25 protein-coding genes are annotated in these 23,185 nt (G+C 65.6%); 14 read left to right on the top strand and 11 right to left on the bottom strand.

The features are described from left to right. Position 1: 1 nt before the first annotated feature. Together ugpC and E8M79_RS01260 are read left to right on the top strand one after the other, a co-directional pair. On the top strand, positions 2 to 1,075 hold the full coding sequence (ugpC, locus tag E8M79_RS01265) for a sn-glycerol-3-phosphate ABC transporter ATP-binding protein UgpC (protein ID WP_137150118.1): 1,074 nt from the start codon (positions 2 to 4) through the stop codon (positions 1,073 to 1,075). A gap of 165 nt (positions 1,076 to 1,240) precedes the next feature. Continuing rightward, positions 1,241 to 2,230 (top strand): AraC family transcriptional regulator, encoded by a 990-nt coding sequence (locus tag E8M79_RS01260; protein WP_137150117.1) that lies wholly within the window; start codon positions 1,241 to 1,243, stop codon positions 2,228 to 2,230. Between the two features lie 63 nt (positions 2,231 to 2,293). On the opposite strand, the gene E8M79_RS01255 is transcribed toward E8M79_RS01260, so the two are convergent. Continuing rightward, the gene (locus tag E8M79_RS01255; RefSeq protein WP_137150116.1) at positions 2,294 to 2,851 is read right to left on the bottom strand and encodes a hypothetical protein; all 558 of its coding nucleotides are present in this window, start codon (positions 2,849 to 2,851) and stop codon (positions 2,294 to 2,296) included. Positions 2,852 to 3,217: 366 nt separating this feature from the next. On the opposite strand from E8M79_RS01255, the gene E8M79_RS18285 reads away from it, so the two are divergent. The 4 genes from E8M79_RS18285 (at position 3,218) to E8M79_RS01240 (ending at position 5,496) form a co-directional block, all read left to right on the top strand. Beyond that, a complete protein-coding gene (locus E8M79_RS18285; RefSeq protein ID WP_171015660.1) occupies positions 3,218 to 3,382 on the top strand; it encodes a hypothetical protein in 165 nt (54 codons plus the stop codon). Positions 3,383 to 3,513: 131 nt separating this feature from the next. Further along, positions 3,514 to 4,035 (top strand): GNAT family N-acetyltransferase, encoded by a 522-nt coding sequence (locus E8M79_RS01250; RefSeq protein WP_205747854.1) that lies wholly within the window; start codon positions 3,514 to 3,516, stop codon positions 4,033 to 4,035. Between the two features lie 174 nt (positions 4,036 to 4,209). Next, the gene (locus tag E8M79_RS01245) at positions 4,210 to 4,569 is read left to right on the top strand and encodes a hypothetical protein (protein WP_137150114.1); all 360 of its coding nucleotides are present in this window, start codon (positions 4,210 to 4,212) and stop codon (positions 4,567 to 4,569) included. Between the two features lie 129 nt (positions 4,570 to 4,698). Further along, on the top strand, positions 4,699 to 5,496 hold the full coding sequence (locus E8M79_RS01240; RefSeq protein ID WP_137150113.1) for a Crp/Fnr family transcriptional regulator: 798 nt from the start codon (positions 4,699 to 4,701) through the stop codon (positions 5,494 to 5,496). Between the two features lie 81 nt (positions 5,497 to 5,577). Here E8M79_RS01240 and pcaF read toward each other — a convergent pair whose 3' ends face one another. The 8 genes from pcaF to pcaD form a co-directional block, all read right to left on the bottom strand. Then, complete coding sequence (pcaF, locus tag E8M79_RS01235; protein ID WP_137150112.1) at positions 5,578 to 6,780, bottom strand: 3-oxoadipyl-CoA thiolase; 1,203 nt, start codon at positions 6,778 to 6,780, stop codon at positions 5,578 to 5,580. Between the two features lie 4 nt (positions 6,781 to 6,784). After that, on the bottom strand, positions 6,785 to 7,456 hold the full coding sequence (locus E8M79_RS01230; RefSeq protein WP_137150111.1) for a 3-oxoacid CoA-transferase subunit B: 672 nt from the start codon (positions 7,454 to 7,456) through the stop codon (positions 6,785 to 6,787). Further along, on the bottom strand, positions 7,453 to 8,175 hold the full coding sequence (locus E8M79_RS01225; protein WP_137150110.1) for a 3-oxoacid CoA-transferase subunit A: 723 nt from the start codon (positions 8,173 to 8,175) through the stop codon (positions 7,453 to 7,455). Before E8M79_RS01225 ends, E8M79_RS01230 begins: the two co-directional genes overlap by 4 nt. Positions 8,176 to 8,330: 155 nt before the next feature. Continuing rightward, positions 8,331 to 9,362: a 3-carboxy-cis,cis-muconate cycloisomerase gene (locus tag E8M79_RS01220; protein WP_137150109.1), complete on the bottom strand. Its 1,032-nt coding sequence runs from the start codon at positions 9,360 to 9,362 to the stop codon at positions 8,331 to 8,333. Positions 9,363 to 9,380: 18 nt separating this feature from the next. Continuing rightward, complete coding sequence (gene pcaG / locus E8M79_RS01215) at positions 9,381 to 10,001, bottom strand: protocatechuate 3,4-dioxygenase subunit alpha (protein ID WP_137150108.1); 621 nt, start codon at positions 9,999 to 10,001, stop codon at positions 9,381 to 9,383. Next, positions 10,001 to 10,747 (bottom strand): protocatechuate 3,4-dioxygenase subunit beta, encoded by a 747-nt coding sequence (gene pcaH, locus E8M79_RS01210; RefSeq protein WP_137150107.1) that lies wholly within the window; start codon positions 10,745 to 10,747, stop codon positions 10,001 to 10,003. The genes pcaG and pcaH overlap by 1 nt, the downstream gene beginning before the upstream one ends. Next, entirely contained in the window at positions 10,744 to 11,133 is a 390-nt protein-coding gene (gene pcaC / locus E8M79_RS01205) for a 4-carboxymuconolactone decarboxylase (protein ID WP_137150106.1), read from the bottom strand. Before pcaC ends, pcaH begins: the two co-directional genes overlap by 4 nt. Continuing rightward, positions 11,126 to 11,920: a 3-oxoadipate enol-lactonase gene (pcaD, locus tag E8M79_RS01200; RefSeq protein ID WP_137150105.1), complete on the bottom strand. Its 795-nt coding sequence runs from the start codon at positions 11,918 to 11,920 to the stop codon at positions 11,126 to 11,128. The genes pcaC and pcaD overlap by 8 nt, the downstream gene beginning before the upstream one ends. Positions 11,921 to 12,070: 150 nt before the next feature. Between pcaD and pcaQ the strand changes: the two genes are divergently transcribed. Continuing rightward, positions 12,071 to 12,994: a pca operon transcription factor PcaQ gene (gene pcaQ / locus E8M79_RS01195; RefSeq protein ID WP_137150104.1), complete on the top strand. Its 924-nt coding sequence runs from the start codon at positions 12,071 to 12,073 to the stop codon at positions 12,992 to 12,994. On the opposite strand, the gene E8M79_RS01190 is transcribed toward pcaQ, so the two are convergent. Continuing rightward, positions 12,991 to 13,812 (bottom strand): helix-turn-helix domain-containing protein, encoded by an 822-nt coding sequence (locus E8M79_RS01190; protein WP_137150103.1) that lies wholly within the window; start codon positions 13,810 to 13,812, stop codon positions 12,991 to 12,993. The two genes, pcaQ and E8M79_RS01190, sit on opposite strands and share 4 nt — an antisense overlap. Before the next feature lie 84 nt (positions 13,813 to 13,896). Here E8M79_RS01190 and pobA point away from each other — a divergent pair, with 84 nt between their 5' ends. Then, positions 13,897 to 15,051: a 4-hydroxybenzoate 3-monooxygenase gene (gene pobA / locus E8M79_RS01185; RefSeq protein WP_137150102.1), complete on the top strand. Its 1,155-nt coding sequence runs from the start codon at positions 13,897 to 13,899 to the stop codon at positions 15,049 to 15,051. Between the two features lie 39 nt (positions 15,052 to 15,090). Here the strand turns inward: pobA and E8M79_RS01180 are convergent, their stop codons facing one another. After that, positions 15,091 to 16,212, bottom strand: a complete 1,122-nt coding sequence (locus E8M79_RS01180; RefSeq protein ID WP_137150101.1) for a 5-methyltetrahydropteroyltriglutamate--homocysteine S-methyltransferase — start codon at positions 16,210 to 16,212, stop codon at positions 15,091 to 15,093. A 121-nt stretch (positions 16,213 to 16,333) separates the two neighbouring features. Here E8M79_RS01180 and E8M79_RS01175 point away from each other — a divergent pair, with 121 nt between their 5' ends. The 6 genes from E8M79_RS01175 to E8M79_RS01150 all read left to right on the top strand — a co-directional run bounded on the left by E8M79_RS01175 (position 16,334) and on the right by E8M79_RS01150 (position 23,179). Next, positions 16,334 to 17,380, top strand: a complete 1,047-nt coding sequence (locus E8M79_RS01175) for an aromatic ring-hydroxylating dioxygenase subunit alpha (protein ID WP_137150100.1) — start codon at positions 16,334 to 16,336, stop codon at positions 17,378 to 17,380. Beyond that, positions 17,380 to 18,111, top strand: a complete 732-nt coding sequence (locus E8M79_RS01170) for a GntR family transcriptional regulator (RefSeq protein WP_137150099.1) — start codon at positions 17,380 to 17,382, stop codon at positions 18,109 to 18,111. Before E8M79_RS01175 ends, E8M79_RS01170 begins: the two co-directional genes overlap by 1 nt. 155 nt (positions 18,112 to 18,266) lie before the next feature. Beyond that, positions 18,267 to 19,247, top strand: coding sequence for a PDR/VanB family oxidoreductase (locus E8M79_RS01165; RefSeq protein WP_137150098.1), 981 nt, complete (start codon positions 18,267 to 18,269; stop codon positions 19,245 to 19,247). Between the two features lie 66 nt (positions 19,248 to 19,313). Continuing rightward, on the top strand, positions 19,314 to 21,173 hold the full coding sequence (locus tag E8M79_RS01160; RefSeq protein WP_137150097.1) for a feruloyl-CoA synthase: 1,860 nt from the start codon (positions 19,314 to 19,316) through the stop codon (positions 21,171 to 21,173). A gap of 3 nt (positions 21,174 to 21,176) precedes the next feature. After that, on the top strand, positions 21,177 to 22,421 hold the full coding sequence (locus E8M79_RS01155) for a thiolase family protein (RefSeq protein WP_137150096.1): 1,245 nt from the start codon (positions 21,177 to 21,179) through the stop codon (positions 22,419 to 22,421). Further along, complete coding sequence (locus tag E8M79_RS01150; RefSeq protein ID WP_137150095.1) at positions 22,418 to 23,179, top strand: SDR family NAD(P)-dependent oxidoreductase; 762 nt, start codon at positions 22,418 to 22,420, stop codon at positions 23,177 to 23,179. The genes E8M79_RS01155 and E8M79_RS01150 overlap by 4 nt, the downstream gene beginning before the upstream one ends. Positions 23,180 to 23,185 lie beyond the last annotated feature (6 nt).

The following is a 23,185-nucleotide window of genomic DNA, read 5'->3' as shown; positions in this document are numbered from 1 at the left end:
CATGGCACGGGTCTCGCTTTCGGGCATCAAGAAGAACTATGGCGGCGTCGAGATCATCAAGGGCGTCGACATCGACGTCGCCGATGGCGAGTTCACCGTCTTTGTCGGCCCCTCGGGCTGCGGCAAGTCCACCCTGCTGCGCATGATCGCCGGGCTCGAGGATATCACCGGCGGCACGCTGACCATTGGCGACCGAGTGGTCAACGACCTGCCGCCCAAGGATCGCAGCATTGCCATGGTGTTCCAGAGCTATGCGATCTTTCCGCACATGACCGTGCGGGAAAATCTCGCCTTTGGCCTGACCATCGCCAATGCGCCCAAGGCGGAAAAGGACGCCAAGGTGGCCGAGGCCGCGCGCATCCTGCAGATGGAGCATCTGCTCGATCGGCGCCCCAGCCAGCTCTCGGGCGGCCAGCGCCAGCGCGTTGCCATCGGCCGCGCCATCGTGCGCAAGCCGGGCGTGTTCCTGTTTGACGAGCCGCTCTCCAATCTCGATGCCGCGCTGCGCGTCGACATGCGCATGGAACTGGCCAAGCTCCATGCAGATCTGGGCGCCACCATGATCTATGTGACGCATGATCAGGTCGAGGCCATGACGCTGGCCGACAAGATCGTGGTGCTCAATGCCGGCATCGTCCAGCAGGTGGGCACCCCGCTTGAGCTCTACCACCGTCCGGCCAATCTCTTCGTTGCCGGCTTCATCGGCTCGCCCAAGATGAACTTCCTCAAGGCCAAGGTCGAAGCGGTCGACGCGACCTCCGTCACGGTCGGCTCGCCCGACATCGGCACGCTCGTCCTGCCCAAGGCCAATGTGGCTGCAGCGGTTGGCGATGCGGTCACCGTCGGCATGCGGCCACACCATCTCACTCTGGGCGGCGCACAGGATATCACCGGCCGCGTCGTGCTGGTCGAACGCCTGGGCAATGAGACGCTCACCGCCATCGTGCTGGCTTCGGGCCAGCAGATCATCGTGGCTTTGCCCGGCGATATCGAGGTGATGGCGGGCCAGCAACTGCATCTGGCCACCCAGGCCGAGCGGGCCTGTCTCTTCCTCGCCAACGGGCTGGCCGCCTAGCGGCGACCGGCAACCACCCTGAATCGGCTGTTTGCAACGGTGCAAAACCTCTGTTCCTTGGAGGAATCTAATATTGACGGCACCATCCGAAATCTGCTGAGAAAATACCGTGCAGATACGGTCAGCGTCCATTTGTGAGCGGCCGAGATAGATGTGGCGGTGCCAATGGGATTCTTTACGGCCCCTATAGCCGAGGGGAGTTCATTTGATGGCTTCCTCAGTTTGCTGCAGCAGGGCAGCATCGAGCCCTTCCGGGCCGAGATTACCGGCAAGAGCAGCGATTTCCGCTGGCGCTCCGAACTGGTGGCCTCACCCAGCCTCGTGCTGCTGCGCGCCCAATATACCCAGGATTGGGGTCTGGTGCCCGAGACGGCCAGCGAAGGCCTGTCGGTTATCATACCGACCCGGGATGGCGGCCTGGAGGCGCGCATGCACGCCAGCGACCACCGCGTCGAGGTCGGCGCGGCGCTGCTGGCGCCCAACTGCCAGCTCGAACGCATCCTGATGCTCAGCGCCCCCGGGCTGCAAACGGCTACGCTGGTCTTCTCATCGGAGGCCGTGCAGCGCGTGCTGTCGACCTTTGCCGAGGGCGTATCCCTCAGCCGGCTGGGCCTGATGCCCATTCTGGACCTGGGTTCGTCGGTCGGCGGCTGGTTCCGCCAGATCGCCCTGGCGCTGTCGGCCGGCATGCACAAGGACCGCCCGCTCGAGCGCTCCCCTCTGGCGTTCGAACTGCTGGTCGAGGCGGCGCTGCAGATCCTGCTGACGCAATTGCCCAACCGCATCAACAGTGGCCTGCCCACTCGCGCGCCGCAGACCGCGCCGCGCCATGTGCGCCGTGCCATCGACTATATGCATGCCCATCTGCATGAGCCCATCACCATCGGTGAAATCGCCAGCCACGCCGGCATTGGCGTCCGCGGTCTGCAATGGGCCTTCCGGCAATATTGCGATACCTCGCCGGGCAATTACCTGCGGCGCATCCGGCTCGATGCCGTGCATCTGGAACTGTCCAACCCGGGCAATATCCTGCCGGTCAGCGAAGTCGCCCTGAAGTGGGGCTTTGTGCATATGGGCCGCTTTGCTGCCGAATATGGCCGGGCCTTTGGCCGCCTGCCGTCCGAGACCCTGCGCCTGACGCGCAGCCGCCACTGACCCAATCAGGGCGGCGGGGAAGGCAAATTCCCCGCCCGGGTCAGCCGCCAGTGCGGCCGATCATCATTCGGTGCGCACCACCGCGGCGGCGCTCAGGGCGCCGTTCACCGTCAGGCCATAGTCGAACAGCACCGGCCGGAAGGGCTGGCTGAGCGAGACCGCCACGAACTGGCCGGCAGGGCCGCTTGACGCGCAGGCCGATCCACAGCCCAGCGCCCCCCTGTCGATAATGCCGCCGCTTGCGACCCCCGGGCACCAGCACATGTTCGCTTCCGCAATGATTGCGCCGTGCGTCGATCCATCCCCGAGCAGCCGCGCGGTGGGGCCATTGTTGAGGGTGACCTTGATGCTTGTCCCAGGCCTGACCGCGCTGGCGATCTGCAGCGCCAACTCATGGGCCAGCACGCTGCCATCCTCGGACTGTACCCGGGCGATATTGACCATGCCGTGGCTGGTCGCGGCATTGAGCGCAGCATTGAGCTCGACGTTTTGCCGTATGATCTGCACCAGGTCCAGACCGGCCACGAAGATGAACCCCAGAACGGCGGCGATCAGCACAAATTTGGCCGCCGACAGGCAGTGCGGCATGATCAAGGGCGTCTTGCTGGTTGCGCGCGTCATGCGTCTCTCTTCTGCGTCAGGGGTGTCAGCGGCCGGGCGCTGGGCGTGGTCGGGCAGGGCGCGGCACTCCTGGTGACGACGCTATGGCGGCAGATCAAGTGTCTGAAACGATACAAAGCCCGGCTAGTCCCGTTGAGTTAATCGGTCTAGAGCCGGCCAAAAGTATGAATCAGACCTTAACCCGTGGGGTCCCCGCTACAGGATCCGGACAGGCTTTGCGCAAAGCGGACAGGCAACAGGCCGATTTCGGGCCCGCGGTGCGCCCCAATTTGGCCGGACCGTAATCGTTTGCGCTGGATCAATTGTGGCCAGGCGCAGTCATGCTTTGCTGTTGGGCGACGTCATGTCAGCATGAGGAGACAGGCCATGGAACGCATCAAGGTCACGCAAGGCTGCTCGCTGGGCGCCTTCTGGTTCGCCGGCTGGCTGTTCAGCATCGGCTATCTGCATCTCGATTTCTGGATGGGTCTGCTGGGCCTGATTGTCTGGCCCTACTTCATCGGCAGCCATCTGGCGCACGCGCTGCCCTGAGCACAGGCTTTGGGGCGCGTGCGCCGTTTGACCGGCAAATCCGCGCGCCCCGATTGATCCTGGTCAATGCCGCCTGAGCGCCACGGCCCTAGCGTGCCCGTGCCGGCATGGGGCCGGTACAGGAGAGCGATGTGACACACGGCACCAGGCAGAAAACCACCCATAGCGGCTTCACATTCCAGGTCCGACCGGTGCGCCAGGATGACGAGGCTGCACTGGCCGAGTTCTTCCGGCATGTGACGCCCGAAGACCTCCGCTTCCGCTTTCTAGGCAGCCTCAAGCAGGTGGATCACGACCGACTGCAGGCCATGATCGATGTCGATCACAACCGCACCGAGAGCTTTATCGCCTGCGAGCAGGCGGGTGGGCCGATCATCGGCGCCGGCATGCTGGCCTGCGACACCGCTCTCAAGACCGGCGAAGTCGCCATCTCGATCCACAGCGACTACAAGAACCGCGGCATCGCCTGGGAACTGCTTGGCCATATCACCGAATTTGCCGAGGCCAAGGGCGTCAAGCGCCTGCAGTCGATCGAGGATCGCTCCAATCAGGCCGCGATCCGCCTCGAGAAGGAAATGGGCTTTTCTGCCCGTCCCTATGCCGGGGATTCCACCCTCGCCCTGCTCGAAAAGACACTGAGCCCCGCCGCCTGAACCCGGCTGACGCCGCAGGCCCCTGTCGCCACAGGGGCTGGCGGCGCGACGAATGGGCAGAGCAATTGCCAAGGCGATCGAAAATTTGTCGACCAGTGTGATAGATTTTGTGGAGCCGTCATGCTCGATAGGGGCGGGCGTTTTTCGGGGTAGCAGATGAATCGGCAGGCATGCATGGAGACAGGACGCGCGCTGGCGCTGCTTGCCGTCTATATGCTGGCCCTGCTGGTGCCCCTGCACCAGGCCGCCGCGACGCAGCGCGACATGGCCAGCCTCGGCTATGAGGCCATCGGCAGCTGGAGCATCTGTTCGGCGCTGGCCGCCGAGGACGGCTCCGGGCAGAATTCGCCGGCGGTCAAATGTCCGCTCCAGGCGCTTGGCAAGCAGGCTCTCGATACACCCGTCGCCGCCACCGCGGCTGTGTTCGCGGCCCATGTCCCGGCCTTTGTCCACAATGGGTCGCCGGCAGCAGCAGCGCCGGTGCTCATCCATCAGCGCGGCCCCAGGGCCCCACCCAGCGTCAGCCTGACCTAGCATCCCCGTCCGGTGCCGCAGTCCTGCGGCCAAAGACCGGGGATATCAGCGGTTCCGCCGCTGCACCCCCGTCATCAGCGCGCTGGGTGCAGTCGGGGCCAATTCCTGGTCAAACTGGATGATCGCGCTATGGCACAACTCATCGACCTCAAGACATTTTCCAATCCGGCTGTGCTTCGAACCAATATGGCGACGGCCGAACCCATGCTGCGGGCCATGCCTCTGCTCGCCAATCTCAACTCCACCATGTTCGAGCGCCTGCTCGAGAAGGCCACCAGTGTCGACCTGATCGCCGGCGAAGCCATGGACGGCCTCGGCGCCGGGCGCTTCTGCCTGCTGGCCGGCGGACGGCTGCGCATCCAGCAGACCACCAATGATGGATTGCGGCACATAGCGCGCTTCCTGGTGCCGGGCGATGTGTTCGATCTGTCCAGACCATGCCCCACCGGCATGGCCACCCAGGCCATCGCCTCGACGGACTGCCGCATTCTGGTCTGGGACGCGGACGTCTGGGCCAGTCTGCTGGAGCAGGATGTTGTGCTCGCCAACAACGCCATGCGCGCCATGGCCCGTGTGCTCGACGATGCGCAGGACCGCATGCGCGAAATCGCCACCCAGGACGTCGAACAGCGCCTGGCCAATGCCATGCTGCGCCTGGTCGAGCGCTCGTCCGAACCGGCGGGATCTGGCCGGATGATCGATTTTCCGATCACCCGAAAGGACTTTGCCGATTTGGTCGGGGCGACCCACACCACCGTGTCGCGCATTGTCTCAGCCTGGCAGGTCCAGGGCGTTCTGCGCCGGCGCGGCGTGAGGTTGATCGTCGCCGATCTGGTGCGCCTGCGCGATCTGGCCGATGGGCTGGACAAGGATTCGCCCGATCGCTTCGTCAACCGCAGGGCCCGGCAGCGCCTGGCGCACGCCTGACCGGCCGATGACAGCCGAGCCATGCGCCATCCCGCCAGCAGCGTGGATGGCGCGGGCTCCGGCCTGGGGCTAATCCGGCCGCTAGACTCGTTCGAGACCGATGGCGATGCCCTGGCCGACGCCGATGCACATGGTGGCCAGCGCCCGCCGCTGCCCGGTCAGCGCCAGCTGCAGCGCCGCGGTGCCGGTGATGCGCGCGCCGCTCATGCCGAGCGGGTGGCCCAGCGCAATGGCGCCGCCATTGGGATTGACCCGCGCGTCGTCCTCGGCAATGCCCAGCTCGCGCAGCACGGCTATGCCCTGGCTGGCGAAGGCCTCGTTCAGCTCGATGACATCGAAATCGGACGCGCCGAGCCCGAGGCGGGCGAACAGTTTCTGGCTGGCCGGGGCCGGGCCCATGCCCATGATGCGCGGCGGCACACCGGCGGTTGCGCCACCCAGAATGCGGGCAATCGGGGTGAGGCCATGTTTGCTGGCGGCGGCTTCCGACGCGATGATCAGCGCCGCAGCGCCATCATTGACGCCCGAGGCATTGCCCGCCGTGACGGTGCCATTGGGAAAGAGCGCGCGCAGTTTGCCCAGGGTTTCAAGGCTCGTCCCGGCGCGCGGATGCTCGTCGGTATCGACCACCACCGCATCCCCCTTCTTCTGGGGAATGGACACTGGCACGATCTCCTGCGCGAGCCGACCGCTCTGCTGGGCGGCGACGGCCTTGTCCTGGCTGCGCACGGCAAAGCTGTCCTGCGCCTCCCGCGACACGCCATAGTCCTGCGCCACGTTCTCGCCGGTCTCGGGCATGGAATCCACGCCATACTGCGCCTTCATCGCCGAATTGACGAAGCGCCAGCCGATGGTGGTGTCATAGATCTCGGCATTGCGGGAAAAGGCCGTGTCGGCCTTGGGCAGCACGAAGGGCGCGCGGCTCATGGATTCTGTGCCGCCGGCAATCAGCAGCTCGGCCTCGCCCGATTTGATGGCGCGCGCCGCCGTTATCACCGCATCCATGCCCGAGCCGCATAGCCGGTTGATGGTGGTGCCGGTGACCCCCACCGGCAATCCGGCCAGCAGCAGGCTCATGCGGGCGACATTGCGATTGTCTTCGCCGGCCTGGTTGGCACAGCCGAAAATGACATCGTCGACCGCGTCCCAGTCCACCTTGGCATGTTCGGCCATAAGCGCCCGCAGCGGCACGGCGCCCAGATCGTCGGCCCGCACCGGGCTCAGCACGCCGCCAAAGCGGCCAATGGCAGTGCGCCGATACGCGCAGATAAAGGCTTCGGCCATGGTGTCAAATCTCCGGGGCGATGAGCTCGCCAATGCTGTCGGGAACCACCAGTTCGGCCCCGGTCATCGCCTGCAACTCGTCCAGGCTCAACTGGGGCAGTTTCTCGCGCAGCACGAAACGCTGGTTCTCGATGTCGATCACCGCAAGGCTGGTATAGACGCGGGTGACGCAACCCACGCCGGTCAGCGGCAGGCTGCAGCGCTGCACCAGCTTGGGGCGACCGTCCTTGGTGACATGGTCGGTAATCACCGCGACGCGCTTGGCGCCATGCACCAGATCCATCGCCCCGCCCACGGCCGGCACGCCCTTGGGGCCGGTGCTCCAATTGGCGAGATCGCCGTTTTCGGCCACTTCATAAGTGCCCAGGATTGCCACATCGAGATGGCCGCCGCGCACCATGGCAAAGCTGTCGGCATGGTGGAAAAACGCCGCGCCGGGCTTGAGCGTCACCGCGCGCTTGCCGGCATTGATCAGGTCCCAGTCCTCCGCGCCCTCCGGCGGCGCCTCGCCGAAGTTGAGAATGCCGTTCTCGGTGTGAAAGATCGCCTGCTTCCCCGGCGGCTGGAACCGCGCCACCATTTCGGGAAAGCCGATGCCCAGGTTCACATAGGCGCCGTCCTCGATGTCCTGCGCCGCGCGCCAGGCGATCTGCGCATTGGAAAGTCTGGTGCTCATGGATAGGCCACTCCGGCGCGGATCAGCGCCTCTTCCTGTTGCGGATTGCCCACTTCGACAATGGCGTCGACGAACAGCCCGGGTGTGATGACCTGTTCGGCGTCGATGGTGCCCGGCTCGACCACGCGCGTGGCCTGCACCACGGTGAAACCGGCGGCAGCCGCCATCAGCGGCGAGAAATTGCGCGCGGCCTTGCGATAGGTGAGATTGCCCTGGCGGTCGGCCAGTTCGGCCTTGATCAGCGCCACATCGGCCTTGAGCCAGCGCTCCTGCACATACATGCGGCCGTCAAACTCGGCCACCGGCTTGCCAGCGGCCAGATCAGTGCCATAGCTGCTGGGCGTATAAAAGGCCGGAATGCCGGCGCCGCCGGCGCGGATGCGCTCGGCCAGCGTGCCCTGCGGCACCAGTTCGAGCGCGATCTCACCGGCCTGATAGCGCTCGGTGAAGGCGCGCGGATCGGACGAGCGCGGAAACGAGCAGACCATCTTGGCCACCATGCCGGCATCGATCATCGCGGCGATGCCGATGCGGCCATTGCCGGCATTGTTGTTGACCACCGTCAGCTTCCCCGGGCTCCCGGTGGCGACGAAGCGATCAATCAGGGCATGAATGAGTTCGATGGGCGCGCCGGCGCCGCCGAAGCCGCCGATCATCACCACCATGCCATCCTCGACCCTGGCGACGGCTGTGGCCAGGGAATCCACCGTCTTGTCCATGCGCAGTCCTTTCGGGCTATCGCTGACATCAATGCCAGCATGTGCCCCGCAAAGGAAATGAAATGGAGGCCGCAATCAATAACCTATTGGTTATGAAATTCAGGTCGGAGCGGCCTGTTTCGGCATAAGTAATGCTCTAACGCATAACCAAATGGCTAGTTGATGCGAATCTGGTTGAGCAGGGTGGTGGACAGCCGCAGGCTGGCGCCGGTGGCTTCCAGCATCGGGGGCAGGGTCAGCCATTCCAGCGTCCAGGCAGCGCCGGAGCGCTCATATTCATGCACCATGGCCTGCTGCAGCACGCCCGACAGGCCCGCATTGTAGCGGGCCAGCGCCACCAGGGTCTCGGCAATGATCGGGTTGGACTTATGCGCCATGGCCGATGAGCCGCCGCCAGTGAGCAGGGTCACCGCCTGCACTTCGCTCTGGGCCAGCAGCGTGATGTCGGCACCAATCTTGCCCAGCGTACCGGTGATCTGCGCCAGGCGTCCGCCCAGTTCGACCACGCCGTCGCGACTGGCCTGCCAGGGCGGCCCGTCGGCCAGACCCAGGCGCCGGGCCATGGCGGCGGCGATGGCATCGCCATGACCGCCAAAACTGCTGCGGTCACCAACCGGGCCGCCCAGTTGCAGCACCAGCCCCGTGCGGCGCAGCGCCTCGAGCGCGGTGCCATGGCGGCCAAGCGGCGCGGCCCAGCTGGCGAGCTTGGCGCCCCAATGGGTCGGCAAGGCCGCCTGCATGCGGGTATGGGCCATAAGGGTCTGCTGGCCGTGGCGATCCGCCAGCTCGGCAAGCCGCGCGCGGATGTCAACGATGCGGCTTTCGAGCAGCGCCAGCACCTGGTCGAGCTGCAGCATCAGCGCGGAATCGATGATGTCCTGGCTAGTGGCGCCCTTGTGCAGCCCATCGCGGTGCTCTGCGGGCAGCTGCGCCCGCACCTGCGCCACCAGGTCCGGCACGACGACGCCATCGCGGGCCATGCCCTGCTTCAGTCGGTGCCAGTCGGGTGCAAAGCCGGCGATGGCTGCCGCAACCGCCTGGGCAGCGTCAGGACTGATCCAGCCGGCCTCGGCGCTCGCCTCGGCCAAGGCCTGCTCGACCGCCAGCATGGCCTGCAACTGGGCGGTGTCACTGAGCAGGGCGGCGATGGTGTCATCGCCCGCAAGGGCGGAGAGTAAAGGTGTCATGCCGCCAATATGGCCCGCTCAGAAGTCGAAGAACACCGTTTCATTGGGCCCCTGCAGGTGAATGTCGAGCACATAGCGCGGCACATCCCCGTCCTGCTTCTGCGCGATCAGCGTGGGGCGCCGGCGCTTGTCCATGATCTTGTTGAGCACATAGTCCTCGGCATTCGCTGCGGCCTCGTCGGAGAAATAGAGCCGGGTCTGCAGGCCAATATTGATGCCGCGCGCCACGATCCACAGCGAGACATGCGGCGCCTGCGGGCGACCGTCGGGACCGGCAACCGGGCCGGGCTTGATGGTCTCAAAGGTGAAGCTGCCCTCCGCATCGGCGGGCTGCCGTCCCCAGCCGAGAAAGCTCGGGCGGGAATTGGAGTCCCGGCTGGGCGGGGTGACAAAGCCGCCGTCGGCATCGGCCTGCCAGATTTCGATCACCGCATCGGCGACCGGCGCGCCCGAGCCGTCGATCACCCTTCCGGTGATGACGATTCGCTGGCCCTTGGTGTCGGGCGTCAGCATGGACAGGCCCATGTCGGCGTCGATCACCCCGGTGATGCCACAGAAATTGGGCGTCATGCCGATATGCACATAGGGGCCCGCGGTCTGGGACGGGGTTTCCTTGAGGGTTGGAACCGGGTGCAGCATCAGTTTCCCTCCAGCTTGTTTTCAAACATGGTTGAGCGGCGGCCCCGCAGCACAATGTCGAAGCGATAGGCCAGCGCATCCATCGGCGCGGTGTTGTGGCGGTCCAGCCGGGCAATCAGCTGATCGATGCCGGCCTTGTCAGGCACGGTGCCCACGATTGGACACTGCCAGATCATCGGGTCGCCCTCGAAATACATCTGGGTGATCAACCGCTGCGCAAAGGCGTGGCCGAAGACCGAGAAATGGATATGCGCGGGCCGCCAATCATTGCCGCCATTGGGCCAGGGGTAGGCGCCCGGCTTGATGGTGCGAAAGGAATAAAAGCCATTCTCGTCCGTCAGGGCACGGCCGAAGCCGCCGAAATTGGGGTCGATGGCGGCCAGATAGCCCTCTTTCTTGTGGCGGTAGCGGCCACCGGCATTGGCCTGCCAGAACTCCACCAGCGTGCGCGGCACAGGGCGGGCATTCTCGTCCAGCACCTGGCCATAGACCACCAGGCGCTGGCCGATGGCCTCGGTGCCATCCTGGCTGAAATTGCGGATCAGGTCATTGTCCAGCGCGCCCAGCTTTTCGTGCCCGAAGGTCGGGCCGCTCAATTCGGACTTGGTGGGGCCGAGCGCCAAAAGGCTCTGCTTGGGGGCGCGGAACGTGGTGCTCTTATAGGTCGGCGTATCGGCCGGCGGATGCCAGGCCCGGTCGCGTTGATAGAGGGCGCCATCGGCACCCGGAAGGATGATCCCGCTCATTGTGCAGCCTCCTTGCGCTTGGCCAGCTCGTCCTTGGCAATCCGGAAGGCACGATTGGCCGCCGGAACGCCAGCATAGACGGCAACATGCAGCAGCGCTTCCTTGATATCGTCCGGTGTTGCGCCGGTATTGACGGTGGCCCGCACATGCATGGCAACCTCTTCGTCGTGGCCCAGGGCCGCCAGCAGGGCCAGGGTGATCAGCGAGCGCTCGCGCTTGGTCAGGCCTGGCCGCGACCACACCGAGCCCCAGGCACCCTCGGTGATGAAGGTCTGGAAATCCTGGTCGAACCCGGTCGTGCGCGCGGTGGCGCCGTCGACGTGGCCATTGCCCAGAACCGCGCGACGGGTCGCCATGCCGCGGTCAAAAAGCGTGCTGTCAGCCATGTGCGGGCTCCTTAAGAAAATCGGCGATGAGCCCGGACACGACGTCCGGCTGCTCGATGGATGGAATATGGCCCGCCCCGGCGATGATTTCGAAGCGGGCGCCGGGAATGGCCGTCGCCAGGCTGCGGACCTGCTCGACGGGGGTGGATTTGTCGGCGCTGCCGGCGATCACCAGGGTGGGGCAGGCGATGCGGCTGACCTGCGCCGTGAGATCGGCATCGCGCAGCGTGGCGCAGGTCGCGGCATAGCCCGCCGCGTCCGACCGCAGGAACAGATTGCGCCAGCCGGCCAGGGCATCGGGCTGCTGGGCCATGAAATCGGGGCTGAACCAGCGCTCCATCACGCTATCGGCAATGGCGCCCATGCCGCCCTGGGCAATCGCCGCGATGCGGTTGTTCCAGAGAGCGGCGTCGCCGAATTTGGATGCCGTGTCGCACAGGATCAGCCGGCGGATGCGCTCGGGCTGCAGCAGCGCCACGCCCTGGGCGATCAGGCCGCCGATCGAGACGCCGCAGATCGCAACGTCCCCGATGCCCAGATGGTCGAGCAGGCCGGTGAGGTCAGCGACATGATCGCCGAGGCTATAATCGCCTGCTGGCGCATCGCTCAGCCCATGGCCGCGCTTGTCATAGCCCACAACCCGGTAGCAGTCGGCCAGTTGCGCTGTCACCGCGTCCCAGATCCGCAAATCGGTGCCCAGCGAATTGGCAAACACCAATGCCGGCGCGTCTGACGGTCCGGCCAGCCGATAGTGCAGCAGCACCCCATTGATCCGCGCAAATGCCATTTGTCCTCGCTCCGACACAAACCTTACGCATTGGCGACGGCAAAGGAAAATGAGTATGATCTAGTCAAAAATAACCTCTGGGTTATGATGCATTGGCCGGGATGCGGGAATTCTGCGTCACTGGCCGAGCATTCATAACTGGAGGACAAGTTGGCTCAGCGCATTATCGATCCGCGCATTCGCCTGCGGCACATCGCCTGCTTTTTGGAAGTGGCCCGGCTCAAGAGCGTCGTCGAGGGCGCGCGCGTGCTCAACATCAGCCAGCCAGCGGCCTCCAAGACCATCAAGGAGCTCGAAGAGGTGCTCGGCGGCGAGCTGTTTGACCGCAGCCGGCGCACCCTGACGCTGACCGCCTTTGGCGATGTGTTCTACCGCTATGCCTCCAACAGCCTGGCCTCGCTGCGGCTGGGCATGGATGCGGTCAAGGGCAATGTCGCCGGCACCATCGTGCGGGTCGGCGCGCTGCCGACGGTGTCCGCCCGGCTGCTGCCTGCTTCGGTCGCGGTCTTCACCGCCGACCATCCCAACATCCGCGTGCAGGTGGTCACCGGACCCAATGACCATCTGCTCAACCTGTTGCGTACGGCCGAAATGGACTTCATCATCGGCCGCATGGCCGAGCCCTCGGTCATGGTCGGGCTGGCATTCGAGCCGCTCTACACCGAGCGGGTGGTGATGGTCGTGCGCCCCGGCCATCCCCTGCTGGGCCAGCAGCCATTTGCCCTGCATCGGATTGCGCCCTACCAGATCATGATGCCCACCGGCGGCGCGGTGATCCGGCCGCTGGTCGATCGCATGCTGCTGGCCAATGGCGTGACCAATCTGCGCGACCAGATCGAGACGGTTTCGGACGCCTTTGGCCGCGCCTATGTGCAGGAAACCGACGCCATCTGGATCATTTCGGAAGGCGTGGTGGCGCGCGACGTCGCCGAAGGCGCCATGGTGCTGCTGCCCGTCGATACCAGCGAGACCCTGGGGCCCGTCGGGTTCACCACCCGCGGCGAAGTGGCGTCCGAATTCCCCGCGACCCTGTTGATGGACGTGGTGCGCGAACAGGCGTCCAAACTGCGCTAACGCTCGCGGCGGAAAGTGCTGGGCGGCGCGCCCAGCACGCGGGTGACAAAGCGCGTGAAATAGGCCGGATCCTCATAGCCCAACGCGCTGCCGATCTGTTTGATCGACAGGGTCGAGAAGGCCAGCATGCGCCGCGCCTCAAGCCCGACCCGCCGCTCGATCAGCCCCAGGGCCGTGGTTCCGGCGACGCGCCGGCAGACGCGGTTGAGATGGGTCGGGCTGACGCCGAGCGCCCCGGCATAGTCACTAATGCGCCGTGTCTCGCGGAAGCGCTCCTCGACCAGATCGCGAAAACGCTGCGCCAGGCCAAGGCCGCGGTCGGGCGTTGCGCCATCCCCCTCGCCCTGCCGGCTGCGGTGGATTTCGATGATCAGCAGGGTGAGCAGCGCCCGCATCGCCGCGTCATGGCCCGGGCCGGCATGGCGCGCCTCGTCCACCAGGTTTTTTGCTGCAGCGCAGAGCCGCCGGGTCTGCTGGGTCACCACCATGGCCGGCGGCACCTGCAAGTCAGCGGTGCGGATATCCTGCTGCATCAGCGTCAGCACTGTCCCCTCGACATCCTCGCTGAAAGCGAAGCCATGCACGGTCTGCGCCGGTACGACCACCACCATGGCCGGCGCCAGGCCATGGTCGATTCCGTCCAGCGTCACCGCGCCGCCACCGCGTGTCAGCACCAGCACCTGGAAGAAATGCTCGTGCCGATGCGGGGCGATGCGATAGCCATGCGGCCGGCTCCGCGACTGGATACTCTCCCAATGGAGCCAGTCGGTGCTGCTGTCCTGTTCGCCATAAAGGCCGTAGATCGGGATCCCATCCATGTTCCGATAGTGCAAGCGATTGCCTCGCCTGTCCATTCTCAAGCGGCCGATCTTCCGCATGCTTGAAGGCGGGAGGACTACACAGTGCGTACACAGGTTGTCATTATCGGAGCGGGGCCGGCCGGATTGGCCCTCGGGCGGCTGCTCGAACAGGCGGGCGTCGACGCCATTATTCTTGAGCGCAAAAGCGCGAACTATGTGCTCGGACGCATCCGGGCCGGGGTGCTCGAATGGGGCTCGGTCGAGCTGCTGGATCGCGCCGGCGCCGGGGCCAGAATGCATGCCGAGGGCCTGGTGCATCACGGCACGGCCCTGAGCTTTGACGGCGATCGCATGCATATCGATTTCACCGATCTCGTCGGCAAACAGGTCATGGTCTATGGCCAGACCGAGGTGACGCGGGACCTGATGGACATCCGCCAGGGCACCACGGTCTATGAGGCCGAGGACGTGCAATTGCACGATTTCGACGGCAAGCCCTGGGTGAGCTACAGCAAGGATGGCACGACCCATCGCATCGACTGTGACTTCATCGCCGGCTGCGACGGCTATCACGGCGTCAGCCGCGCCAGCCTGCCAGCCAGTGCTGTCAGTACCTTCGAGCGGGTCTATCCGTTTGGCTGGCTCGGCGTGCTGGTCGACAAGCCACCGGTTGACCCCGAACTGATCTATGCCCATCACGAGCGCGGCTTTGCGCTGTGTTCGCAGCGCTCGCCGACGCGGTCGCGCTATTATGTGCAGGTCGCCGCCGACGAGAAGGTCGAGGCCTGGTCCGACACGCGCTTCTGGGACGAGTTGCGCCGCCGGCTGGACCCGCAGACCGCCGAGCGGATCGAGACCGGCGAGTCCATCGAAAAGTCCATCGCGCCGCTGCGCAGCTTTGTCGCCGAGCCGCTGCGCTTCGGCAGGCTGTTCCTGGCCGGGGACGCGGCCCATATCGTGCCACCCACCGGGGCCAAGGGGCTCAACCTGGCGCTGAGCGATGTGGCGCTGCTGGGCAGTGCCCTCATCGAGGCGCTGCAGGACGGCTCAGCCGCTGGCATCGACACCTATTCGGTGCGGGCGCTCGAACGCATCTGGAAGGCCGAGCGCTTCAGCTGGTGGATGACCAGCCTGCTGCATGTATTCCCTGAGACCGGCGATTTCGGCCGCCGCATCCAGCGGGCCGAGTTCGACTATCTGATGGGCTCGCGCGCGGCCCGGCAGAGCCTGGCGGAAAACTACGTCGGCCTGCCGTAAGGCGCCGGCGCCGGCTTCACCGGCGCCGGACCGGGGCGGCTAGACGCCGCCCCAGATGGCTTCGGCCGTCTTGACCACCAGATCAAGCTTGCGGCGCTGATCATCCATGGTGATGGCATTGCCCTCTTCGGTGGAGGCAAAGCCACACTGCGGCGCGATGCCGAGCTGGTCGATATCGGCAAACTGGGCTGCCGCCTCGAACTTGCGCTTGAGGTCGTCGAGGTCTTCCAGTTCCGCCGTCTTGGTGGTGATGAAGCCGGGCAGCACGCGCTTTTTGCCCTTGGGCAGCAGGCGCAGCGGCTCCAGCCCGCCGGCGCGCTCGGAATCATATTCCATGAAGTAGATGTCGACATCGGTCTGGTTGAACACGGCGTCGGCCGCCGGGTCATAGGCGCCATCGGCCACCCAGGTGGATTTGAAATTGCCCCGGCACATGTGCATGCCGATCAGCATGTCGTCCGGCCGGTCGACGATCGCGTCGTGCATCATCTTGGCATAGCGGCTGATCAGCCAGTCGGGGTCCTCGCCCTTGGCCAGGCGCTCGGCGCGGATCTTGGGATCGCACAGATAGGCAAAAAAGATGTCGTCCATCTGCAGATAGCGACAACCGGCGTCGTAGAACGCCGAGACCGCGGCCTTGTAGGTCGCGGTGATGTCAGCGAAATATTCCTCGGCGTCGTCGCGATAGGCGGCATGCCCGATATCGTCCTGGGCGATGCGGAAGTGGATGGCGCTGGGGCCTGGGATCGAGATCTTGGGCGTCACCGTGCTGTTGGCAGCAACGAATTTGAAGTGCTCCAGCATCGGATGGTCAGCCGGGAAGCCCAGCTTGCCGGTGATCACCGGGACGTCGGCCTTGGTGGCCACGCCATGGAACTGGATGCCGCCGGCGGCGCGATGCTCGATCTCGAGCCCATCCAGCATGCCCATGAAGTCGAAATGCCACCAGGCGCGACGGAACTCGCCATCGGTCACAGCCTTGAGGCCGGCCTCCTCCTGCATGCGGATGACGTCGCGGATCGCAGCGTCTTCGATTTCCTTGAGCGCTTCGGCGGACAGTGTCTTGTCGGTGAAATGCGCGCGGCGCGCGGCATGCACAGCGGTCGGTCTCAGAAAGCTGCCGACGACGTCGGCGTGATAGGGCGGCTTGGCTACGGCCATGAGTGTCTCCTCCTCTTGGGTGCAAGGGTGATCGCGCGATCTCGCCGGACTGGCAATGACAATCTTGCAAAATGTATACAACCGGTGTTCAATGCCGCATCTCGGGGAGGAGATGACAGATATGGACGAGCCACGTTTTCCGCTGAACGCCTGGTATGCCGCGGCCTGGGACGTTGAAATCAAGCGCGCGCTGCTGCCGCGCACCATCTGCAACAAGCCCGTTGTTCTCTATCGAAAGCTGGATGGAACCGCCGTTGCGCTGGCCGACGCCTGCTGGCACCGGCTGCTGCCGCTGTCGATGGGCGAGCTGCACGACGACAATGTCATCTGCGGCTATCATGGCCTGGAGTTCGATGACTCGGGTCGATGTGTATACATGCCATCGCAAGACACCATTAACCCCTCGGCCTGTGTGCGGGCCTATCCCCTGGTCGAGCGGCATCGCTTCATCTGGGTCTGGATGGGCGATCCGGCCCTGGCCGACCCGGCGCTGGTCCCCGATCTGCACTGGAATGACGATCCCGCCTGGGCCGCCGACGGCAAATATATCCATGCCCAATGCGACTACCGGCTGGTGATCGACAATCTGATGGATTTGACGCACGAGACCTATGTGCATGGCTCCTCGATCGGCAATCGCGCCGTCGCCGAGGCGCCCTTTGAGGCCACCCACACCGATAATACCGCCACCATCACGCGCTGGATGCGCGACATCGACGCGCCTCCCTTCTGGCGCGGTCAGCTCGGCAAGCCGGGCAATGTCGACCGCTGGCAGATCATCAACTTCCAGGCGCCGGCCACCATCGCCATCGACGTGGGCGTGGCGCCCACCGGCACCGGCGCGCCCGAGGGCGACCGCAGCCAGGGCGTCAACGGCTTCGTGCTCAACACCATGACGCCCGAGACCGACAAGACCTGCCACTATTTCTGGGCCTTCGCCCGCAACTACAAGATCGATGAACAGGCGCGCACCCACACTCTGCGCGAGGGCGTGTCGTCGATTTTCCGCGAGGACGAACGTATCCTCGAGGCCCAGCAGAAGGCCATCGACGCCAATCCGGACCACGTCATCTACAACCTCAACATCGACGCCGGTTCGATGTGGGCGCGGCGGCTGATTGACCGAATGATTGCGGACGAGACCAGCCTACGCCAGGCCGCCGAGTGATGGAAAAATCCGATCGCGCCCAGCAGTCGCAACGGGCCCTGATGGGCGTGCGCGACCTGATCGTCTCCGGCGAGATCCGCGCCGGCTCGCGCCTGTCCGAAGTGGCGCTGGCCGAAAAGCTCGGCATTTCGCGCACGCCGCTGCGGGCGGCGCTGGCCCGGCTGGGGCAGGAGGGGCTGGTCGATACCATTCCCTCGGGCGGCTATGCCGTGCGCAGTTTTACCCGCGAGGATGTGATCGACGCCATTGAGCTGCGCGGCGTGCTGGAAGGCACGGCGCTGCGGCTGGCTGCCGAGCGTGGCGTGGCCCCGGCCCGCATGGGCGATCTGCATCGCCTGCTGGTCGAGCTGGACACCACCCTGCGCGGCACGGTGGAGGTGATGGATTTCGACCGCTATGTCGACCTCAATGCGGCGTTCCACGAACGCCTCTGGGGGCTGGCGAGCCAGACCATAAGGCGCGAGATCGAGCGGGTGACCAGCCTGCCTTTTGCTTCGCCCAGCGCCTTTCTCGACAAGCAGGCCGATGTGCCCGCCTTCCGTCGCTCGCTCTACGGCGCCCAGGCGCAGCATCGCGCCATGGTCCATGCCATCGAGATGCGCGAGGGCGCGCGCGCTGAAGCGCTGGCCCGCGAACATGCCCGCCTGGCGCGGCAGAATCTCGAACATGTGCTCGACGAGGATCGCAGCCTGATCCGCCGGGTGCCGGCTCTGTCGCTGGTGATGGGCTAGTCCCCGCAAGAGCCACACAACAACAAGCGCCTGTGCACCCACCCGCTTGCGGTTGGACCAAAGGCGGGGTGTTGCCAGGTTGACTGGCTGCCCTGGCCCGGCCCCGAGGAGGAAGGGGAGGCACAAAGGCGCGCCACCATTGGGAGGAAAACCACATGCGCAATCGTATCGAATGGCGCGATGCCCGCGTCGCCGAAATCCGGCCGCTCGCCGAGGATGTCCGCTATCTGGCCTTTGACGTCGAGGGGGCCGTGCCCCGCTTCGAGCCTGGCTCGCATAGCAATGTCCGGGTCGAGATTGACGGCGAGGCGGCCATCCGCACCTATACCGTGCTGCCCGCGCCACAGGGGCAGATTGCCGTGGGGGTCAAGCTGCATCCCCAAAGCCGCGGCGGCTCGCGCTTCATGTGGTCGCTCGAGACCGGCCAGTCGCTCCGGCTCACGGTTCCCGAGAACCGTTTTGAACTGAATTGGCGCGCCGGCCATTATCTGCTGCTGGCCGGCGGCATCGGCATCACCCCCATCTATGGCATGGCGCGGGCGCTGGCGGCGCGGGGCGCTTCGCTGCGCCTGGTCTATGCCGCGCGCTCGCGTCCGCTCATGGCCTTTGCCGATGAACTGACAGCGCTGCTCGGCGACCGCCTCAGCCTGCGCGACAATGCCCAGGGCGAGCATATCGACCTGGCGGCCGAGTTCGCGGCCCTGCCGGCAGAGGCAGAATGCTATCTCTGCGGCCCCATCGGCATGCTCGAAGCGGCCAAGGCCGCCTGGGCAGCGGCCGGTCGGCCCGCGAGCCGCCTGCGCTATGAAGTGTTCGGCGACAGCGGCCTGTTCCCGGAAAAGACCTTTACCGTCGAGGTGCTCAACCGCGATATCGCCGTGGCCGTGCGACCCGACCAGACCATGCTGGAGGCCCTGATCAGCGCCGGGGTGGAGATGATCTACGATTGCCAGCGCGGCGAATGCGGCCTCTGCGCCGTGCGTGTGCTGGATCGGAGTGCGGCCATCGACCATCGCGACGTCTTCCTCAGCCAGGCGGAAAAGGCCGAGAACAGCCATATGTGTGCCTGCGTTTCGCGGCTCGCCGAGGGGCGGGCGGTGATCGACATCGGCTATCGCGGCGCGACGCCGCGATAGGCGGGTCATTCCCTCTTGCGCCGAATATAGTTATGCGACATAACTATATTCGTGAGGGAGGAACTCATGAACATTCTGACCACGCCTGTCCGCTCCGTGCGGCTGGGCAATATGGCCGCGAGCGCGGAACGCCGCGCCGACGGCAGCACGATTATCAGCTCGGTGGAAACGCTCGGGCACTATCCGCGCTCGATTGTCGATGCGCTCAAGCAGTGGGCCGACAAGACGCCCGATGCCGTGCTGATCGCCGACCGTGATGGTGCTGGCTGGCGCGAACTGACCTTCGCCCAGGTGCGCGACGCCATTCCGCCGCTGGCGCAGTTCCTGCTCGATGCTGGATTGAGTGCCGAGCGCCCGCTGATGATCCTGTCGGGCAATGAGGTCGAACACTTCCTGCTCGGCATGGCCGCCATCTGGGTCGGCATTCCCTATGCCCCCATTTCCCCGGCCTATTCGCTGGTCTCCACCGATTTCGGCAAGCTCCGGCATATCGCCGGCCTGCTGACCCCCGGCATGGTCTATGCCAGCGATGGCAGCCGCTTCGCCCCGGCCATCAACGCCGTTTTCGGCGCCGATACGCCGCTCATCGTGCGCAGCAATCCGCCCGCCGGAGGCAATGCCCATGTCTTTGCCGATCTGCTGAACACGCCGGTGACGCCAGCCGTGGCCGCCGCCCATGCAGCGATCACGCCCGACACCGTGGCCAAGGTGCTGTTCACCTCCGGCTCCACCGGCCTGCCCAAGGGCGTCATCACCACCAATCGCATGATGGCCTGCAACCAGGAAATGATCCGCACGGCCCTGGCCTTTCTGGCCGACGAGCCGCCGGTGCTGCTCGACTGGATGCCCTGGAACCACGTCGCCGGCGGCAGCCACAACACCGGCATCGCCATCTACAATGGCGGCAGCTTCTATATCGACGATGGCCAGCCGACCCCGGCGCGCATCGGCCGCACGCTGGAAAACCTCAAGACGGTGCAGCCCACCTTCTTCACCAATGTGCCCAAGGCCTATGAGTTCCTTGTCGCCGCCTTTGACGAGCATCCCGAGGCGCGGCGCAACCTGTTTGCCCGGCTCAAACTGCTGCAATATGCCGGCGCGGGCCTGTCCCAGCATGTGTTCGACGGGCTCGACGCCGCCGCGCGGCAGGAGACCGGCCAACATGTGATGATCATCACCGGCTATGGCTCGACCGAAACTGCGCCCTTTGCCTTCACCACCACCTGGGTCGTTTCCCAGGCCGGTCACATCGGCCTGCCGGCCGCCGGCATGAGCGTCAAGCTGGTGCCCAATGGCGACAAGACCGAGCTGCGCCTCAAGGGCCCCAATGTCACGCCCGGCTATTGGCGCGACGCCGACAAGACGGCCGAGGCCTTTGACGAGGAAGGCTTCTATCGCATCGGCGACGCGGTTCGCTTCGCCGATGATGAGGACCTCGGCAAAGGCCTGGTGTTTGACGGGCGCGTCACCGAGGACTTCAAGCTCTCGACCGGCACCTGGGTCAATTTCGCTGCGGTTCGCGCTGCGGTCATCGGCGCCTGCGCGCCGCTGATCCGCGACGTGGTGCTGACCGGGCTTGATCTCAATTACATCGGTGCCATGATTTTTCCCGATCTTGAGGCCTGCGCGCGTCATGCCGGGTTGCCGACGGGCACCGATGCTGAGACCATCACCGCCCATCCGGCCGTGCGGCAGAAATTCACCGAGAGTCTTGCCGCCCTGGCGGCAAAATCCACCGGCAGTTCCAACCATGTGGCGCGTGCCCTGCTGATGGCGGCACTGCCCGACATCGACAAGGGCGAGATCACCGACAAGGGCTCGATCAACCAGCGCGCCGTGCGCAGCCACCGGGCCGATCTCGTGGCGGCATTGCACGCCGACCATCCCGGCCCCGACATCATTGTCTGTCCAAAAAAAGGCACCTGATCCATGAGCAAAGGCCTTCGCCTCACCTTCGATGACGCCTGGTTGCTCGGCGGCGCCCGCACGCCCTTCATCGACTATCGCGGCGCCTTCGCCGAGATCTCCCCGATTGACCTGGGCATCAAGGCGGCCCGCGCTGCCATTGCGCGCACCGGCGTCAAGGCGGCCGACATCGGCCACACCATTGCCGGCTCCATGGCCCAGGCGTCGTTTGATGCCTATGTCACGCCGCGCCATATCGGGCTCTATGCCGGCGCGCCGGTCGAAGCGCCCGCCCATCTGGTGCAGCGCATCTGCGGTACTGGGCTGGAAGTCATCGCCCAGGCCGCCGATTCCGTTTCGCTCGGTCGCGTTGATCTGACCCTGGCCGCCGGCTGCGAAAGCATGAGCCGCAATCCCATTGCCGCCTATACGCACCGCAATGGCTTCACCATGGGCAAGGTGGAGTTCAAGGACTTCCTGTGGGAGGCGCTCTACGACCCCGCCGGCTGCGTCAATATGGGCGACACCGCCGAGAACCTGGCCAAGCAGTACAATATCGGCCGCGAGCGCGTGGACCGCTTTGCCGAGCGCAGCTTCAACCGCGCCCTTGCCGCCCGCGACGCCGGCATCCTGGCCGAGGAGATCGTGTCCGTCACCAGCGAGAACTTTGCCATCGAGGGCATCGATACGCGCAGCCTCAAGCTGCCGCGCGGCGTCGAGAGCGTCGACACCGACAGCCATATCCGCGCCTCGTCCTACGAGGTGCTGTCCAAGCTGCGCCCGGCCTTTGGCGGCGTGCAGACCGGCGGCAATTCCTCGGCCATCGTTGATGGTGCCGGCGCGGTGCTGGTGGCCTCGTCGGCCTATGCCAGGGCCAATGGCCACACGCCACTGGCGCGCATTATGGCCAGCGCTGCCATTGGCGTGCCGCCGCAGATCATGGGCATCGGTCCAGCCCCGGCCATCCGCGCGGTGCTCGAAGCCGCAGGCCTGCGCCTCGACCAGATCGACCGCATCGAGATCAACGAGGCCTTCGGCGCTCAGATCCTGGCCTGTGTCGATGAACTGGGGCTCGACGAAGACAAGCTCAACGTCAATGGCGGCGCCATTGCCATTGGCCATCCGCTGGGCGTTACCGGCATCCGCCTGGGCCTGACGCTGGCGCTTGAGCTCAAGCGTTCGCGCACCCGCTATGGCATTGCCTCGGCCTGTATCGGCGGCGGGCAGGGCATTGCCCTGCTGATCGAGAATCCTGAGGCTGCAGCATGAATATTTCCGGCAAGACTGTCTTTGTCACCGGCGGCGCGTCGGGACTGGGCGCTGCAACGGCCCGGGCCCTGGTCGCCGCCGGCGCCCGCGCCGCCATCTTTGACCGCGACGCCGCCAAGGGCGAGGCCGTGGCCGCCGAACTGGGCGGGCGCTTTTTTGCCGTCGATGTGGCCGATGCCGCCAGCGCTGAGGCCGCCGTGGGCCAGGCCGTCGCGGCTTTGGGCACGCCATCGGCACTGGTCAATTGCGCCGGGATCGGCACGGCCGGGCGCATCGTCGGGCGCGAGGGGCCAATGCCGCTCGATGCCTTCGAGAAAGTGGTCCGAGTCAACCTGGTGGGCAGTTTCAACATGATGCGGCTATGCGCCCATGCCATGTCGCTGGGCCAGCCCGATGCCAATGGGCAGCGCGGCGTCATCATTTCCACCGCCTCGGTCGCCGCTTTTGACGGCCAGATCGGCCAGGCCGCCTATGCAGCCTCCAAGGGGGGCATTGTCGCCCTGACCCTGCCGGCGGCGCGCGAATTCGCCCGCTTCGGCATCCGCGTTCTGGCCATTGCGCCGGGGCTGTTCCTGACGCCACTGCTGGCCGAACTGCCCCAGGAGGTCCAGGACGGCCTGGCCGCCTCCATTCCCAATCCGGCCCGGCTGGGTCGGCCCGAGGAGTTTGCCGCGCTCGTGGCCGCCATGATCGACAATGACTATCTCAATGGCGAAGTGGTCCGTCTCGACGGCGCCCTGCGCATGGCGGCGAAATAGGAGGCG

Origin of the sequence: Devosia sp. FKR38 (assembly GCF_005222805.1) — a bacterium.
Classification (GTDB): domain Bacteria; phylum Pseudomonadota; class Alphaproteobacteria; order Rhizobiales; family Devosiaceae; genus Devosia.
Note: the sequence above shows the minus strand (reverse complement) of the source record. Positions and strands in the feature narration are given on the sequence as shown.